This window comes from Streptomyces sp. JNUCC 64 (assembly GCF_054484115.1).
This window is the reverse complement of sequence record NZ_CM137015.1, coordinates 2659941-2674839: the sequence shown is the minus strand read 5'-3', so window position 1 is coordinate 2674839 and position 14899 is coordinate 2659941. Positions and strand designations below refer to the sequence as shown.

Here is a 14899-nt window from a genome sequence, read left to right as displayed (position 1 = left end):
ACGGCGCGCCGCCGTGTCGTGGACGGGGGTCGGCACGGGTCGGGTTCCGTGGGTCCGTAGATCTGATCAGCTCCAAATATGACCACAGGTGATCACACCGACCCCCGCCGATGAGGCCGTGCGCCTCCGGCGGCCGGGCGACCCCGGAGGTACACGGATGTCCCACGACGGCCTCAGACTGCGCACGGTCATGCGCTCGGTCGCCTTCCTGACGGCGGGCGCCCTCACGCTCCCCGCCCTGACGGCCTGCGGATCGGACGACGCACACGACTCCCGACCCGCCGCGGCCCAGGACATCGCCCGCACCGCCCGCGCGGGGGTGGCCGACGGCTCCACCCTCACCTGGGCGGTCGACGCCTTCCCCGAGACCCTCAACACCTTCCAGGCCGACGCGGGCCCCGCCACCACCCGGGTGGCCCAGGCGACCCTCCCGTCGATGTTCCGGCTGGACGCCCGGGGCCGCCCCGAGCGCAACCCGGACTACCTGGAGTCCGCCGAGGTCGTCGCCGAGCAGCCCCGGCAGGTCGTCCTCTACAAGCTCAACCAGCAGGCGGTGTGGAGCGACGGCCGGGAGATCGGCGCCGACGACTTCGTCGCCCAGTGGCGCGCCCTGTCCGGCAAGGACACCGCGTACTGGACGGCCCGCAACGCCGGGTACGAGCGGGTCGAGAAGATCGAACGCGGCGCGTCCAACCTGGAGGTACGGGTCACCTTCGCCAAGCCGTACGCGGACTGGCGCTCGCTGTTCTCCCCGCTGTACCCGAAGGACGTCATGGGCACTCCGGACGGCTTCAACGACGGGGCGCGCGGCAAGCTCAAGGTGTCGGCGGGCCCGTTCGCCGTGGAGAAGGTGGACGAGGAGGACGGCGAGGTCGTCCTCGCGCGCAGCGCCCGCTGGTGGGGGGCGCCCCCCAAGCTCGACAAGATCGTCCTGAAGGCGGTGCCGCGCGAGAAGCGGGCCGCTGCCCTGGCGGCCGGCACGGTGGACCTGGCCGAGGTCAGCCCCGGTGACGCCCGGCGCATCGGCCTCGCGGAACGCGACAAGGGCGTCTCCGGGCCGCTCGCCCACGGACCGGCCGCCGCGATCGGCCCGGGCCAGGCCCTGCGCTCCTGGGCGATCGCCCACGGAGACGACGAGGAGGCGGCCGAGGCGGAGCGACTGGCCCGCGCCAAGACCCGCAAGGCCGTCCGGAAGTACGCCGACGAGCAGGCGGGACTCCGCAACTACACCGTCCGCAGATCGCTGGAGCCCGCTTACACCCAGCTCGCCCTCAACGGCTCCACCGGCCCCCTCGCGGACGAGCGGGTCCGCAGGGCGGTGGCCCGCGCCCTCGACCGCCAGGAACTTGCCTCGGTCGTCCTCGCCCCGCTCGGGCTGCCCGCCGAGCCGGTCGGCAGCCATCTGGCGCTCGCCGGACAGGCCGCGTACGCCGACAACAGCGGTGCGCTCGGCGAACAGGACACGGCCGAGGCCCGCGCCCTCCTCGCCGACGCGGGCTGGGTCCCCGGCGGCGCGGTACGGGAACCGGCCAAGGACGCCAAGGAACCGAAGGACGCCAAGGACGCCGCGGGGGAGAAGGCGAAGACGGGCGAGGAGAAGTCCGGGGCGAAGGACGCCAAGGACGCCAAGGACGACGGCGACGGCACGTACATCGTCGGACGGGACGACCCCAAGCCGGGCGACGCGAAGCCGGGGGACGGGAAGTCGGGGGACGGGAAGTCGGGGGACAGGGAGCCGGGCGACTCCGAGCCCGGAGCCACGGAGCGTGGCGGCGACGCCGCCCCCGCCCCCCGCGCCGCCCCCGCCCCCCGCGCCGCCCCCGCCCCCCGCGCCGCCTCCGCCACCGTCGCGGGCGCCACCGTCGCGGGCGGCGCCCTGCCCCGGGTCGCCGTGACGGCCGCCCACCAGCGGCTCGCGATCAGCGGGCAGGCCGCCAGGTTCGCGGCGGCCGAGGACGACGACCGGGCGAGCCGCCAGCGGGTCGGGCAGGGCGGGGCGCCCGGGGCGTACGCCCCGAAGGGCACCGCCGCGCCCGGCTCCCCGGAACCCGCCGCCACCTCGGCGGCCGGAGCGGCGTCCGGGCCCCTGGCCAAGGACGGCAAACCGCTCGCCCTGCGGTTCGTGCTGCCGTCCGGGCCCGGCTCGGAGGCGCTGCGGGCGGTCGGCGAGCGGATCTCGCGGATGCTGGAACGGATCGGCATCCGCACCGAGACCACCAAGGTCGCGGACGACAGCTACTTCCGGGACCACGTGGCCTCCGGCGGCTACGACCTCGCCCTCTACTCCTGGCCCGCCACCGCCTATCCGGCCACCGACGCCCGTCCCGTCTACGCCAAGCCCGTCCCGGCCGCCGACGGCTCGCTCAACGTGGAGCAGAACTACACCCGGGTCGGCACCGATCACATCGATCAACTGTTCGATCAGGCGGTGGCCGAGCTGGACGAGAAGGAGGCCCGGGAGCTGGTCCGCCAGACCGACGCCCGGATCTGGGCCGCCGCCGGCTCCCTCCCCCTCTACCAGCGCCCCGAACTGGTCGCGGCCCGCAAGAACCTCGCCAACGCGGGGGCCTTCGGCTTCGAGACCCCCCGTTACGAGGACATCGGCTTCACCAAGACCCCCGCCGCCCCGGCGCCCCCCGCCGAACGGCCCTGACCCCCGCCGTCCCCGGCCGCCGGACGGCGGGGAGCCGCCCGGCGGCCGGGGAGGCGCGAGAAGCGCCCGGGAGCGGATCCGCGCCCCCGGGAATCCTCAGATGATGCTCAAATCCCTTGCCGCCCGCCGTACGGTCCCTGCACTGTCGGACCATCCCCATTGGCCCCGGATTGCTCCCGGAAACCCACCGGACCAGCGGATTACCCCCAGATCCGCTCCCCCGCCCCGCGGGCGGGGTGGCCCCGCCCCCCACCCACCGCGGCGGCCACCCCCCGCGGGGCCACGTACGATGGGGTGAGGCCGTGGCGTGTCCAGCCCGGCAGGGCGCCGTACAGCAGTCGTACGAGCAGCCGTCCACTCACCCTGGGAGAAGCGCCGCACTATGGCCACGCGCCACGACATCCGCAACGTCGCCATCGTCGCCCACGTCGACCACGGCAAGACCACCCTTGTCGACGCCATGCTCAAGCAGGCGGGCGCCTTCGCGGCCCACCAGCAGGTCGACGACCGAGTCATGGACTCGAACGACCTGGAGCGTGAGAAGGGCATCACGATCCTCGCCAAGAACACGGCGGTGAAGTACCACCCCAAGGACGGCGGCGAGCCGATCACCATCAACATCATCGACACCCCCGGCCACGCCGACTTCGGCGGTGAGGTCGAGCGCGGCCTGTCGATGGTCGACGGCGTCGTCCTGCTGGTCGACGCCTCGGAGGGCCCCCTTCCGCAGACCCGTTTCGTGCTGCGCAAGGCGCTGAACGCCCGGCTCCCCGTCATCCTGTGCATCAACAAGACGGACCGGCCGGACTCCCGCATCGACGAGGTCGTCAACGAGACCTACGACCTCTTCCTGGACCTCGACGCCGACGAGGACCAGATCGAGTTCCCGATCGTCTACGCCTGTGCCCGGGACGGCATCGCCTCGCTGACCAAGCCGGAGAACGGCACGGTCCCCGGCGACAGCGACAGCCTGGAGCCGTTCTTCTCCGCCATCCTGGAGACCATCCCGGCCCCCTCGTACGAGGAGGACGGCCCGCTCCAGGCGCACGTCACCAACCTGGACGCCGACAACTTCCTCGGCCGCATCGCGCTGCTCCGCGTCGAGCAGGGCGAGCTGCGCAAGGGCCAGACGGTCGCGTGGATCAAGCGCGACGGCTCGGTCTCCAACGTCCGCATCAGCGAGCTGCTGATGACCGAGGCGCTCACCCGCAAGCCCGCCGAGGTGGCGGGCCCCGGTGACATCTGCGCGGTCGCGGGCATCCCGGAGATCATGATCGGCGAGACCCTGGCCGACCCGGAGAACCCGGTGGCGCTCCCGCTGATCACGGTGGACGAGCCCGCCATCTCCATGACGATCGGCACCAACACCTCGCCGCTGGTCGGCCGGGGCGCGACCGGCAAGGGCGCCTCGACCTCCTCGGTCAAGGACCGCAAGGTCACCGCCCGGCTGGTCAAGGACCGCCTGGAGCGCGAGCTGATCGGCAACGTCAGCCTCCGGGTGCTGCCGACCGAGCGCCCGGACGCCTGGGAGGTGCAGGGCCGCGGCGAGCTGGCGCTGGCGATCCTGGTCGAGACCATGCGCCGGGAGGGCTTCGAGCTGACGATCGGCAAGCCGCAGGTCGTCACCAAGGAGATCGACGGCAAGGTCCACGAGCCGATCGAGCGCATCACCATCGACGTGCCCGAGGAGCACATGGGCGCGGTCACGCAGCTCATGGGCACCCGCAAGGGCCGGATGGACAACATGTCGAACCACGGCTCCGGCTGGGTCCGCATGGAGTTCATCGTCCCGTCGCGCGGTCTGATCGGCTTCCGTACCGAGTTCCTGACCAACACCCGTGGCACCGGCATCGCCCACTCGATCCACGAGGGCCACGAGGCGTGGTTCGGCGAGCTGAAGACCCGCAACAACGGCTCCCTGGTCGCGGACCGCTCCGGCGCGGTCACCGCCTTCGCGATGACCAACCTCCAGGAGCGCGGCGTGCTGTTCATCGAGCCCGGCACCGAGGTGTACGAGGGCATGATCGTCGGTGAGAACTCCCGTGCCGACGACATGGACGTCAACATCACCAAGGAGAAGAAGCTCACCAACATGCGGTCGTCCACGGCCGACGTGTCCGAGTCGATCATCCCGCCGCGCAAGCTCTCCCTGGAGCAGTCGCTGGAGTTCTGCCGCGACGACGAGTGCGTCGAGGTGACCCCGGAGGCGGTGCGCATCCGCAAGGTGAACCTGGACGCCCGTGAGCGGGCCCGCGCGGCCAGCCGGGCGAAGCACTCCTGACGCCTTCCCCTTCGGCCCCCGCCCGTCCGGGCGGGGGCCGTCGTGCGTCCGGGGCCGCCCCGACCGTCCCTGACGGTCCGGGGAGCGCGGGACGGTTCCCGCGACGACGGACCGACCCCCGCAGCGGTGGACGGACGGCGACGCGCGCCCCGGCGCGCGGGCCCGGCCGCGCGGGCCCACCGCGCACGGCGCGGCCGACCGCCGTGCCCCCCGGCCGACCGCCGCCCCCGCTGACCGCCGTGCCGATTCCCGTGCCGACCCCCGTGCTGACCGCCCGGTCAGCACGGGACCGCCCAACGGAAGCGGAATCAGGAGGAGTTGGCGGGGGAACCGGCCGTTCCCCCGTACGGGAGCCCGTCGGAGTGTTAGCGGCGGGGGTCCCGGGGTACCGTTCTACGCGCGGGGACCCCAGCCCGCCCCACCGGTGCGCCGACCGTCCACGGGCGATTGTTGCCCATGTCACCTCGGGCCCGCCCGCGCAACCGACTTTCCCTCTGATGCTGTCCGAAATGCGGACAGCGTTGACCGATAGATATGTAACACGTCCGTTTCGCGGCGCTCTATATCGGATCGGTTTGTCCGGATTTTGGGAGAAGTAGACGTCAGGTGTGATCTAACCGAGACCAAAAGGGTGTGGTCGGGCCGGACCCCATGGCTAATAGTTGACCGCGTAGAGCTCGGGTCAATGGGTCAAGCGCTGTGGGGAGCGCCGACTCACGAGCACACTGGGGCACTCGATCATCGCCGTCAGGGGTGTCGGCGGGATCGTGAGTGCCCTCTTTCGCAGTGAACAAGTGGACTCATGAGGAGGAAAACCCATGCGCGGTGCCAAGAGCGCCAAGTGGGTCGCCATAGCAGCGGTTGTGGCGCTGGGTGCTACCGCCTGTGGCGGCGGCGAGAGCGGCGGGGACAAGGGCAAGAAGGGCGGTGACAGCGCCAAGAGCGCGGTCGACCCGAACGCCAAGTTCTCCATCGAGGTGGGCGAGCCCCAGAACCCGCTCCAGCCGGCCAACACCATGGAGTCCAACGGCAGCATCGTCACCCGCGCGCTGTTCTCGCAGCTCGTGGATTACGACGCCAAGGGCAACATCGTCATGGTGAACGCCGAGTCGGTGAAGACCGAGGACAACAAGACCTACACGGTCAAGCTGAAGCCGGGCTGGAAGTTCCACGACGGCACGGCGGTCACCGCCGAGTCGTACGTCAAGGCCTGGAACTGGGCGGCGACCCCGAAGAACAAGCAGACCAACAGCTACTGGTTCTCGGACATCAAGGGCTACGAGGAGATCTCGAAGCCGAAGTCCAAGGTCACCGAGCTGGCGGGTCTGAAGGTCGTCGACGAGACCTCCTTCACCATCGAGCTCTCCACCCCGCTGCCGTACTACGTGTACAAGCTGGGCTACGAGGTCTTCTCCCCGCTCCCCGAGTCCTTCTACGCGGACCCGAAGGCCGCCGGTGAGAAGCCGGTCGGCAACGGTGCCTACAAGTTCGTCAAGTGGGACCACAAGAAGCAGATCGAGGTCGCCCGCAACGACGACTACCAGGGTCCGGACAAGGCCAAGAACGGTGGTGTGATCTTCAAGAACTACACCAACCTGGAAACGGCCTACGAGGACCTGAAGTCGGGCAACGTCGACGTCCTGCGTCAGCTCGCCCCGAAGGACCTGCCGGTCTACAAGCAGGACCTGGGCGACCGCGCGGTCGACAAGGCGTACTCCGCCGTCCAGACGATCGCCCCCGCGTTCTACACGGACCAGTTCAAGGACATCGACCCCAAGGTCATCAAGGGTCTGTCCATGGCGATCGACCGCGAGACGATCACCAAGACGGTCCTCCAGGGCACCCGTGAGCCCGCCACCGGCTGGGTCGCGCAGGGCGTGCTCGGCTACCAGGAGAACGCCGCGGGCGACGCCCTCACCTACGACCCGAAGAAGGCCAAGGCCCTCATCGACGAGGCGGGCGGCGTCCCGGGCAACAAGATCTCCATCCAGTTCAACGCGGACGGCGGTCACAAGGAGTGGGTCGAGGCCGTCTGCGGCTCGATCACCAACGCGACCGGGGTGGCCTGCAAGGGCGACTCCAAGCCGGACTTCCAGGCCGACCTGAACGCGCGTGACGCGCAGGAGGTCAAGTCGCTGTACCGCAGTGGCTGGGTCCTGGACTTCCCGATGAACTCCAACTTCATCCGTGACCTGTTCGGCAGCAAGTCGGACGGCAACCAGAGCGGCTTCTCCAACAAGGAGATCGACAAGCTCATCAAGGAGGCGGACACCGCCAAGAGCCTTGAGGAGTCGACGACGCTGTACCAGGAGCTCGAGAAGAAGCTCCCCGAGTACATGCCGAGCATCCCGCTCTGGTACTACAAGGTCAACGCGGGCTACTCGGAGAAGGTCCAGGGCGTCGAGTACGCCCAGAACGGTGACCCGATCCTGACGGGCGTTGAGGTCAAGAAGTAACCGCAAACAGCCCGTAACCCCCGACGGGACCGGCCGCGAGGCCGGTCCCGTCGCGGGACGGACGCGTGGCCGGGGGGCCCTTTCCCCGCGAACTCCAGCAGGTTCGCGGGGGAGGGGCCCGTACGGCTGCCGCTGTGACTGACATGGAGGCACGATGGGGCGCTATGTCGCACGACGACTGCTCCAGATGATCCCGGTCTTCCTCGGGACAACCCTGCTGATCTTCCTCATGGTCTACGCCCTGCCCGGTGACCCCGTGCGCGGGTTGTTCGGAGACAAGGGCGGCAGCCCGGAGACGATCGCGGCGCTGAGAAAGGAGTACGGACTCGACCAACCGATCCTGGTCCAGTACTTCAACTACATGAAGGACATGATCCTGCACGCCGACTTCGGCACGCAGATCGCCAGTGGTCGACCGGTCACCGAGATCCTCGGCGACGCGTTCCCCGTGACGCTGCGGCTGGCCGCCGTCGCGTTCGCCATCGAGGTCGTGCTCGGCATCGCCCTCGGCATCGCCGCGGGCATGAAGGCGGGCAAGCTCACCGACACCGTGATCCTGCTGTTCACGCTGTTGCTGATCTCCGTCCCGGTGTTCGTCCTGGGCTTCATCTTCAAGACGGTCTTCGCCTTCGAGCTGGGTTGGCTCGAACCGAACGTGACCGACTCGACGAACATCATGGAACTGCTGATGCCGGCCTCCGTGCTGGCCGCGATGTCCCTCGCCTACGTGGGACGTCTCACCCGTGCCTCCATCGCGGAGAACCTGCGCGCGGACTACATCCGCACCGCCGTCGCCAAGGGCCTGCCCAGGCGCCGGGTCATCGGCGTGCACCTGACGCGCAACTCGCTGATCCCCGTGGTCACCTTCCTCGGCACCGACATCGGCGCCCTGATGGGCGGCGCGGTCGTCACCGAGGGCCTCTTCAACATCCAGGGCGTGGGCGGCACCATCTTCGAGTCGATCCAGCGCCGTGAGGGAACGACCGTGGTCGGTCTGGTCACCATCCTGGTCCTGATCTACCTCGTCGCCAGCCTGCTCGTCGACCTGCTCTACGCGGTCCTGGACCCGAGGATTCGCTATGCCTGACCTGACCAAGACGGCGGCCGACACGGCCGCCCAGGACTCCGTCCCGTCGGTGGCTCCGGCCGCCCCGGTGAAGGAGGAGAAGGCGCGGAGCCTGTGGGGCGACGCCTGGGTGGACCTGCGCCGCCGCCCGATCTTCATCGTCTCCGCGGTGCTGATCCTGATCCTGCTGACGATCACGGCCTTCCCGGGCCTGTTCACCAGCGCCGATCCGGAGCTGAAGGACCTCCAGAACCACTACCTGCAGAAGCCCCAGCTGGGGAACTTCTTCGCACCGGAGTGGCTGGGCTATGACGCTCAGGGCCGCAGCGTTTACGCCCGCGCCATCTACGGCACCCGCGCCTCCGTGCTCGTCGGACTCGGTACCGCCCTGGTGGTGACCTTCTTCGGCGGTCTGGTCGGGATGCTCGCCGGATACTTCGGCGGGGCCCTGGACGCGATCCTGTCCCGGATCACCGACGTCTTCTTCGGCATCCCGTTCCTGCTCGGCGCGATGGTCGTCCTGAACTCCTTCACGGACCGCACCATCGTGACGATCATCGGCGCCCTGGCGTTCCTCGGCTGGACCCAGACCGCGCGCATCATGCGCGGCGCGGTGATCACGATCAAGCAGGCCGACTACGTGCACGCCGCCAAGGCGCTCGGCGCGGGAACCCGGCGGATCCTCCTCCGCCACATCCTGCCCAACGCCATCGCCCCGGTCATCGTGATCGGGACCATCTCGCTGGGTGTCTACATCTCGGCGGAGGCGACCCTGTCCTACCTGGGACTCGGCCTCGACGGCGTTTCCTGGGGCAACGACATCTCCACGGGCAAGGACCAGATCCGCGTGGCGCAGTACGTCATGCTGTTCCCGTCCATCCTGCTCAGCATCACGGTGCTGTCGTTCATCATGCTCGGTGAGGCCGTCCGCAACGCCCTCGACCCGAAGACGCGCTGAGGGAGGCGTACGTGACCACCATCGAGAAGACCGCACCGGTCCCGGCCCCCCGGGACGGAACGAGCGGTGAACCGCTGCTCGACGTGCGGGACCTGCACGTCGAGTTCCACACCCGCGACGGTGTGGTGAAGGCCGTCAACGGCGTCAACTACAGCGTGGGCGCCGGCGAGACGCTGGCCGTGCTGGGCGAGTCGGGTTCCGGGAAGTCGGTGACCGCCCAGGCGGTCATGGGCATCCTCGACATGCCCCCGGCGAAGATCCCGCAGGGCGAGATCCTCTTCCGGGGCAAGGACATGCTGAAGATGTCCGCCGAGGAGCGCCGCAAGATCCGCGGCCGGAAGATCGCCATGATCTTCCAGGACGCGCTCTCCTCGCTGAACCCGGTGCTGAGCGTCGGCTACCAGCTGGGCGAGATGTTCCGCGTCCACCAGGGCCTCTCCAAGAAGGAGGCCAAGGTCAAGGCCATCGAGCTGATGGACCGGGTGAAGATCCCCGCGGCCGCGGCCCGGGTGACCGACTACCCGCACCAGTTCTCGGGCGGCATGCGTCAGCGGATCATGATCGCGATGGCGCTGGCCCTGGAGCCGGACCTGATCATCGCGGACGAGCCGACGACGGCGCTGGACGTGACGGTCCAGGCCCAGGTGATGGACCTGCTGGCGGACCTCCAGCGCGAGTTCAACATGGGCCTGATCCTGATCACCCATGACCTGGGCGTGGTCGCGGACGTGGCCGACAAGATCGCGGTGATGTACGCGGGCCGCATCGTGGAGACCGCCCCCGTCCACGACCTGTACAAGAACCCCGCGCACCCGTACGCCAAGGGACTGCTGGACTCGATCCCGCGCCTGGACCAGAAGGGCCAGGAGCTGTTCGCGATCAAGGGTCTGCCGCCCAACCTGCTGCGGGTCCCGTCCGGCTGCGCGTTCAACCCGCGCTGCGTCTCGGCACGGGACGTGTGCCGTACGGACATCCCCGAGCTGCACCAGGTGACCGACCGGGACGGAGCCGAACTCTCCGGCCGCCGTTCGGCCTGCCACTTCTGGAAGGAGACGATCCATGGCTGATCCCAAGCTCTCGAAGTCCGACGAGCCGCAGGACGCCGCCACGCCGAACGTCTCCGACGTCGAGGTGGTCGAGGCCCGCACCGAGGCCGACGCGGTCGCCGCGGTGGAGGCCCCGGTCGAGCGCGGCGAGCCGATCCTCCAGGTGCGCGGGCTGAAGAAGCACTTCCCGCTCACCCAGGGCATCCTCTTCCAGCGCCAGATCGGCGCCGTGAAGGCCGTGGACGGGGTCGACTTCGACCTCTACCAGGGCGAGACGCTCGGCATCGTGGGCGAGTCCGGCTGCGGCAAGTCCACCGTCGCCAAGCTCCTGATGAACCTGGAGCGGGCCACCGCGGGCGAGATCTTCTACAAGGGCCAGGACATCACCAAGCTGTCCGGGCGCGCGCTGAAGGCGGTGCGGCGGAACATCCAGATGGTGTTCCAGGACCCGTACACCTCGCTCAACCCGAGGATGACCGTCGGTGACATCATCGGCGAGCCCTTCGACATCCACCCCGAGGTGGCCCCCAAGGGCGACCGGCGCCGCAAGGTGCGGGAACTCCTCGACGTCGTGGGTCTCAACCCGGAGTACATCAACCGGTACCCGCACCAGTTCTCCGGCGGTCAGCGCCAGCGCATCGGCATCGCCCGCGGCCTCGCGCTCAACCCGGAGATCATCATCTGCGACGAGCCCGTCTCGGCGCTGGACGTGTCGGTGCAGGCGCAGGTCATCAACCTGATGGAGAAGCTCCAGGACGAGTTCAACCTGTCCTACATCTTCATCGCGCACGACCTGTCGATCGTCCGGCACATCTCCGACCGCGTCGGCGTGATGTACCTCGGCAAGATCGCGGAGATCGGTACCGACACCGAGATCTACGACCACCCGACCCATCCGTACACCCAGGCGCTGCTCTCCGCCGTGCCGGTGCCGGACCCGACCGCGCGCGAGCGCCGGGACCGGATCATCCTCACCGGTGACGTGCCCTCGCCCGCCAACCCGCCCTCGGGCTGCCGTTTCCGCACCCGCTGCTGGAAGGCCGAGGACCGGTGCGCGGAGGAGGTGCCGCTGCTGGCGATCCCCGAGCGGTTCCAGGAGACGGACAGCCTCGCCGCGCACGAGTCCGCGTGCCACTTCGCCGAGGAGAGGGACGTGGTCCACGCCGGCTAGCCCGCGTGGCCGGTGACCGTCCCCGGACGGTGACCGCGTCCTTCACCGGAGCCCCCCGCCACTTCGGCGGGGGGCTCCGGCGTTTCCGGGGGCGGGTGCGCGAATCCGCTCGTGAGGCCGTCACGAAGTCGTGTGTAACGTCCCGCGTCCCCCAGGCGTGCTTATGGCAGGACGGCGGGGAGCGCCCCGCCGCCCGGCAAGAGTGAGCAGGGGGTGACGAGGGGATGGCGACGGGTGCGAAGGATCCGGAGGAGTTCGACGCGTTCTACGCCGTCACCGTGAAACGCCTGGTCGCCACGGTGTACGTGGTGACGGGCGATCTCGGGGCGGCGGAGGACGCGGTCCAGGAGGCGTACATCAGGGCCTGGCAGCGGTGGCCGAAGCTGATCGACGGCGGCGACCCGCTGCCCTGGGTCCGCCGGGTCGCGCTGCGGCTGGCGATCAGCACCTGGCGCCGGACCCGGGGGCGGATACTGGCCCACTTCCGCCACGGCCCCGCGCGGGACGTCCCGGAACCGACGGAGGACCGGGTCGCGCTGATGGCCGCGCTCCGCGAGCTGAGCCCGCAGCAGCGGCAGGCCGTGGTGCTCCACCATCTGCTGGACCTCCCCGTGGAGGAGGTGGCGCGCGAGACCGGCGCGTCGAACGGGGCGGTCCGCACGCAGCTCAGCCGCGCCCGCAAACTCCTCGGCGAGAGCCTCGCGGACGAGGAGCCGTCACCCAGGACCAAGTGGAGTGCCACGGAGGTGATGTCCGCGTGACGCGGATGGAAGAGCTGCTGGAAGGCGTCGTGCTGGGGATGCCCGAGCCGGAGCGGCTGAGGAAGAGGGCGGCCCGGCGCCGCGCCCGCAGATTCGCGATCACCTCCACCCTGGCGGGGGCGGTCTTCGGGATCGCCGTCTGGGCGGCGATCCCGGGGGACCGGACGCACGGGACGGGACCGGCGGGGGCGCCGCGGCCCGGGGGGAGCGAGTCCGGCCCCATCTTCTGGGAGACGCCGAAGCCGTACGTCGATCCGTACCACCGCAGGTTCCCGCCCGGCCGGCTGGAGGGCATGCTCGATCTCTGGCTCTCGCTGGACTGCGAGTCCCCCGAGGGGCCCTCGTCGCGGATGGTCAGCATGGACGGCGGGGCGATCACCCGTGACGAGGGGGGCGCGCTGAGAGTGGAGCGCAACGCGAGGTACCGGGACCACGCCGGGGCCAAGGCCGAGGTCGCCGCGATCCGTCAGGTCCTGGAGGACTGCGGGCTGAAGCTGACGGGCACCGAGAAGGACGAAGCCGGGTGGATCACCTCGATCCACTATGACGGCCGCGACACCTCGGAGCGCACGGTCTCGGCGACCATCGACTACGCCAGGGACTGGGTACGGCTCACCGAGTTCAGGTCCAAGACCCCGGCGGACTGAGACGAGCGGGGCGGGCGCACAGGTTTCCCCGTCCGCCGTGGGCCCGTCGGGGGGCGGGCTCACGGCGGACGGCGGAGAACAGGTCGCCCCGCACACCAGGTGCACCCACCCGGGTGACTGAATATGCGGAATATCGGAAGTGAGGTGATATTTGGGCCTAAGTGAACAGCGAACCTGATGAGGAGGCTCCATGCGTGGAGTCAGGCGCGCCCCCTGGGCCGCGGCGGCGACCGCCGTCGCCCTGGCCGCGACGGCCACGGCCTGCGGTGGTGGCGGCGGCGACAGCGGTGGCGGTGGCGGCAGCTCCGGGATCGTGAGTTCCTCCTGGGGGGACCCGCAGAACCCGCTGGAACCGGCCAACACCAACGAGGTGCAGGGCGGCAAGGTCCTGGACATGATCTTCCGGGGTCTGAAGCGCTACAACTCCGAGACGGGCGCCGCCGAGGACATGCTCGCGGAGAAGATCGAGACGTCCGACTCGCAGAACTTCACCATCACCGTCAAGGACGGCTGGAAGTTCAGCAACGGCGAGGACGTCACGGCCCAGTCCTTCGTGGACGCCTGGAACTACGGGGCCAGCCTGAAGAACAACCAGAAGAACGCCTACTTCTTCGGGTACATCGACGGCTACGACAAGGTCCACCCGGACTCCGGGAGCCAGAGCGCCGACACCCTCTCCGGGCTGAAGGTCGTGGACCCGAAGACGTTCACGGTCAAGCTCAACCAGAAGTTCTCGACGTTCCCCGACACCCTCGGGTACTCCGCTTTCTCCCCGCTGCCCAAGGCGTTCTTCGACGACCACGACGCCTGGCTCAGCAAGCCCGTCGGCAACGGCCCGTACACCGTCGACTCGTACACCAAGGGTTCGCAGATGTCCCTGCGGGCCTGGGCCGACTACCCCGGCGACGACAAGGCCGTCAACGGAGGCATCGACCTCAAGGTCTACACCGACAACAACACCGCCTACACCGACCTGATCGCCGGGAACCTGGACCTGGTCGACGACATCCCGGCGGCCCAGCTGGGCAATGTCGGCGCCGACCTCGGCGACCGGTACATCAACACCCCGGCGGGCATCATCCAGACCCTGGCGTTCCCGTTCTACGACCCGGCCTGGTCGGACCCCAAGGTCCTGAAGGTCCGCCAGGGGCTGTCCCGGGCGATCGACCGCAAGCAGATCACGGAGACGATCTTCCACAACACCCGGACGCCCGCCACCGACTGGACCTCCCCGGTCCTGGGCGAGGAGGGCGGCTACCAGTCCGGGCTCTGCGGCGACTCCTGCGACTACGACCCGGCGGCGGCCAAGAAGCTGGTGGACGAGGGCGGCGGCCTCCCCGGCGGCCAGGTGAAGATCTCGTACAACGCCGACACCGGCTCCCACAAGGAGTGGGTGGACGCCGTCTGCAACTCCATCAACAACGCGCTGGGCAACAGCAAGGCGTGCGTCGGCAACCCGGTCGGGACCTTCGCGGACTACCGCAACCAGATCACCGACCAGAAGATGCCCGGGCCGTTCCGGGCTGGCTGGCAGATGGACTACCCGCTCATCCAGAACTTCCTCCAGCCGCTGTACTACACCGACGCCTCCTCCAACGACGGCAAGTGGTCCGACAAGAAGTTCGACGACCTCGTCGACCAGGCCAACGCCGAGACCGACCAGGCCAAGGCCGTCAGCCTCTTCCAGCAGGCCGAAGGGGTCGTCCGGGACAACATGGCCGCCATTCCGCTCTGGTACCAGAACGGCAGCGCGGGCTACTCCCAGAAGGTCTCCGACGTGAAGCTCAACCAGTTCAGCGTGCCCGTCTACAACGAGATCAAGGTCAACTGACGCGGGCGGCCCCCCACCCGGACACCACG

General features: G+C 69.6%; 10 protein-coding genes. All 10 read left to right on the top strand.

Going from position 1 to position 14899, the window contains the following annotated elements; translation table 11 throughout:
- The first annotated feature begins 157 nt into the window (after positions 1-157).
- The 10 genes from ACVWNX_RS10665 (at position 158) to ACVWNX_RS10620 (ending at position 14870) form a co-directional block, all read left to right on the top strand.
- Positions 158-2653, top strand: coding sequence for an ABC transporter family substrate-binding protein (locus ACVWNX_RS10665; RefSeq protein ID WP_454413662.1), 2496 nt, complete (start codon positions 158-160; stop codon positions 2651-2653).
- Positions 2654-3035: 382 nt separating this feature from the next.
- Complete coding sequence (gene typA, locus ACVWNX_RS10660; protein WP_454413661.1) at positions 3036-4934, top strand: translational GTPase TypA; 1899 nt, start codon at positions 3036-3038, stop codon at positions 4932-4934.
- Positions 4935-5752: 818 nt separating this feature from the next.
- Complete coding sequence (locus ACVWNX_RS10655) at positions 5753-7390, top strand: peptide ABC transporter substrate-binding protein (RefSeq protein WP_454413660.1); 1638 nt, start codon at positions 5753-5755, stop codon at positions 7388-7390.
- Between the two features lie 154 nt (positions 7391-7544).
- Entirely contained in the window at positions 7545-8477 is a 933-nt protein-coding gene (locus ACVWNX_RS10650; protein WP_454413659.1) for an ABC transporter permease, read from the top strand.
- Positions 8470-9414 carry an ABC transporter permease gene (locus ACVWNX_RS10645; protein WP_454413658.1) on the top strand — a complete coding sequence of 315 codons (945 nt, stop codon included), beginning with the start codon at positions 8470-8472 and terminating at the stop codon, positions 9412-9414. Before ACVWNX_RS10650 ends, ACVWNX_RS10645 begins: the two co-directional genes overlap by 8 nt.
- Before the next feature lie 11 nt (positions 9415-9425).
- The gene (locus tag ACVWNX_RS10640; protein WP_454413657.1) at positions 9426-10481 is read left to right on the top strand and encodes an ABC transporter ATP-binding protein; all 1056 of its coding nucleotides are present in this window, start codon (positions 9426-9428) and stop codon (positions 10479-10481) included.
- Positions 10474-11631 (top strand): ABC transporter ATP-binding protein, encoded by a 1158-nt coding sequence (locus ACVWNX_RS10635; protein ID WP_454413656.1) that lies wholly within the window; start codon positions 10474-10476, stop codon positions 11629-11631. Before ACVWNX_RS10640 ends, ACVWNX_RS10635 begins: the two co-directional genes overlap by 8 nt.
- A 224-nt stretch (positions 11632-11855) precedes the next feature.
- Positions 11856-12392, top strand: a complete 537-nt coding sequence (locus ACVWNX_RS10630; RefSeq protein ID WP_454413655.1) for a SigE family RNA polymerase sigma factor — start codon at positions 11856-11858, stop codon at positions 12390-12392.
- On the top strand, positions 12389-13039 hold the full coding sequence (locus ACVWNX_RS10625; RefSeq protein ID WP_454413654.1) for a hypothetical protein: 651 nt from the start codon (positions 12389-12391) through the stop codon (positions 13037-13039). Before ACVWNX_RS10630 ends, ACVWNX_RS10625 begins: the two co-directional genes overlap by 4 nt.
- Before the next feature lie 190 nt (positions 13040-13229).
- On the top strand, positions 13230-14870 hold the full coding sequence (locus ACVWNX_RS10620; protein WP_454413653.1) for a peptide ABC transporter substrate-binding protein: 1641 nt from the start codon (positions 13230-13232) through the stop codon (positions 14868-14870).
- Positions 14871-14899 lie beyond the last annotated feature (29 nt).

Excerpts from the sequence above, each read along its gene's own strand:
- ACVWNX_RS10665 (WP_454413662.1), top strand. The coding sequence starts at position 158 with ATGTCCCACGACGGCCTCAGACTGCGCACGGTCATGCGCTCGGTCGCC.
- typA (WP_454413661.1), top strand. The coding sequence starts at position 3,036 with ATGGCCACGCGCCACGACATCCGCAACGTCGCCATCGTCGCCCACGTC.
- ACVWNX_RS10655 (WP_454413660.1), top strand. The coding sequence starts at position 5,753 with ATGCGCGGTGCCAAGAGCGCCAAGTGGGTCGCCATAGCAGCGGTTGTG.
- ACVWNX_RS10650 (WP_454413659.1), top strand. The coding sequence starts at position 7,545 with ATGGGGCGCTATGTCGCACGACGACTGCTCCAGATGATCCCGGTCTTC.
- ACVWNX_RS10645 (WP_454413658.1), top strand. The coding sequence starts at position 8,470 with ATGCCTGACCTGACCAAGACGGCGGCCGACACGGCCGCCCAGGACTCC.
- ACVWNX_RS10635 (WP_454413656.1), top strand. The coding sequence starts at position 10,474 with ATGGCTGATCCCAAGCTCTCGAAGTCCGACGAGCCGCAGGACGCCGCC.
- ACVWNX_RS10630 (WP_454413655.1), top strand. The coding sequence starts at position 11,856 with ATGGCGACGGGTGCGAAGGATCCGGAGGAGTTCGACGCGTTCTACGCC.
- ACVWNX_RS10620 (WP_454413653.1), top strand. The coding sequence starts at position 13,230 with ATGCGTGGAGTCAGGCGCGCCCCCTGGGCCGCGGCGGCGACCGCCGTC.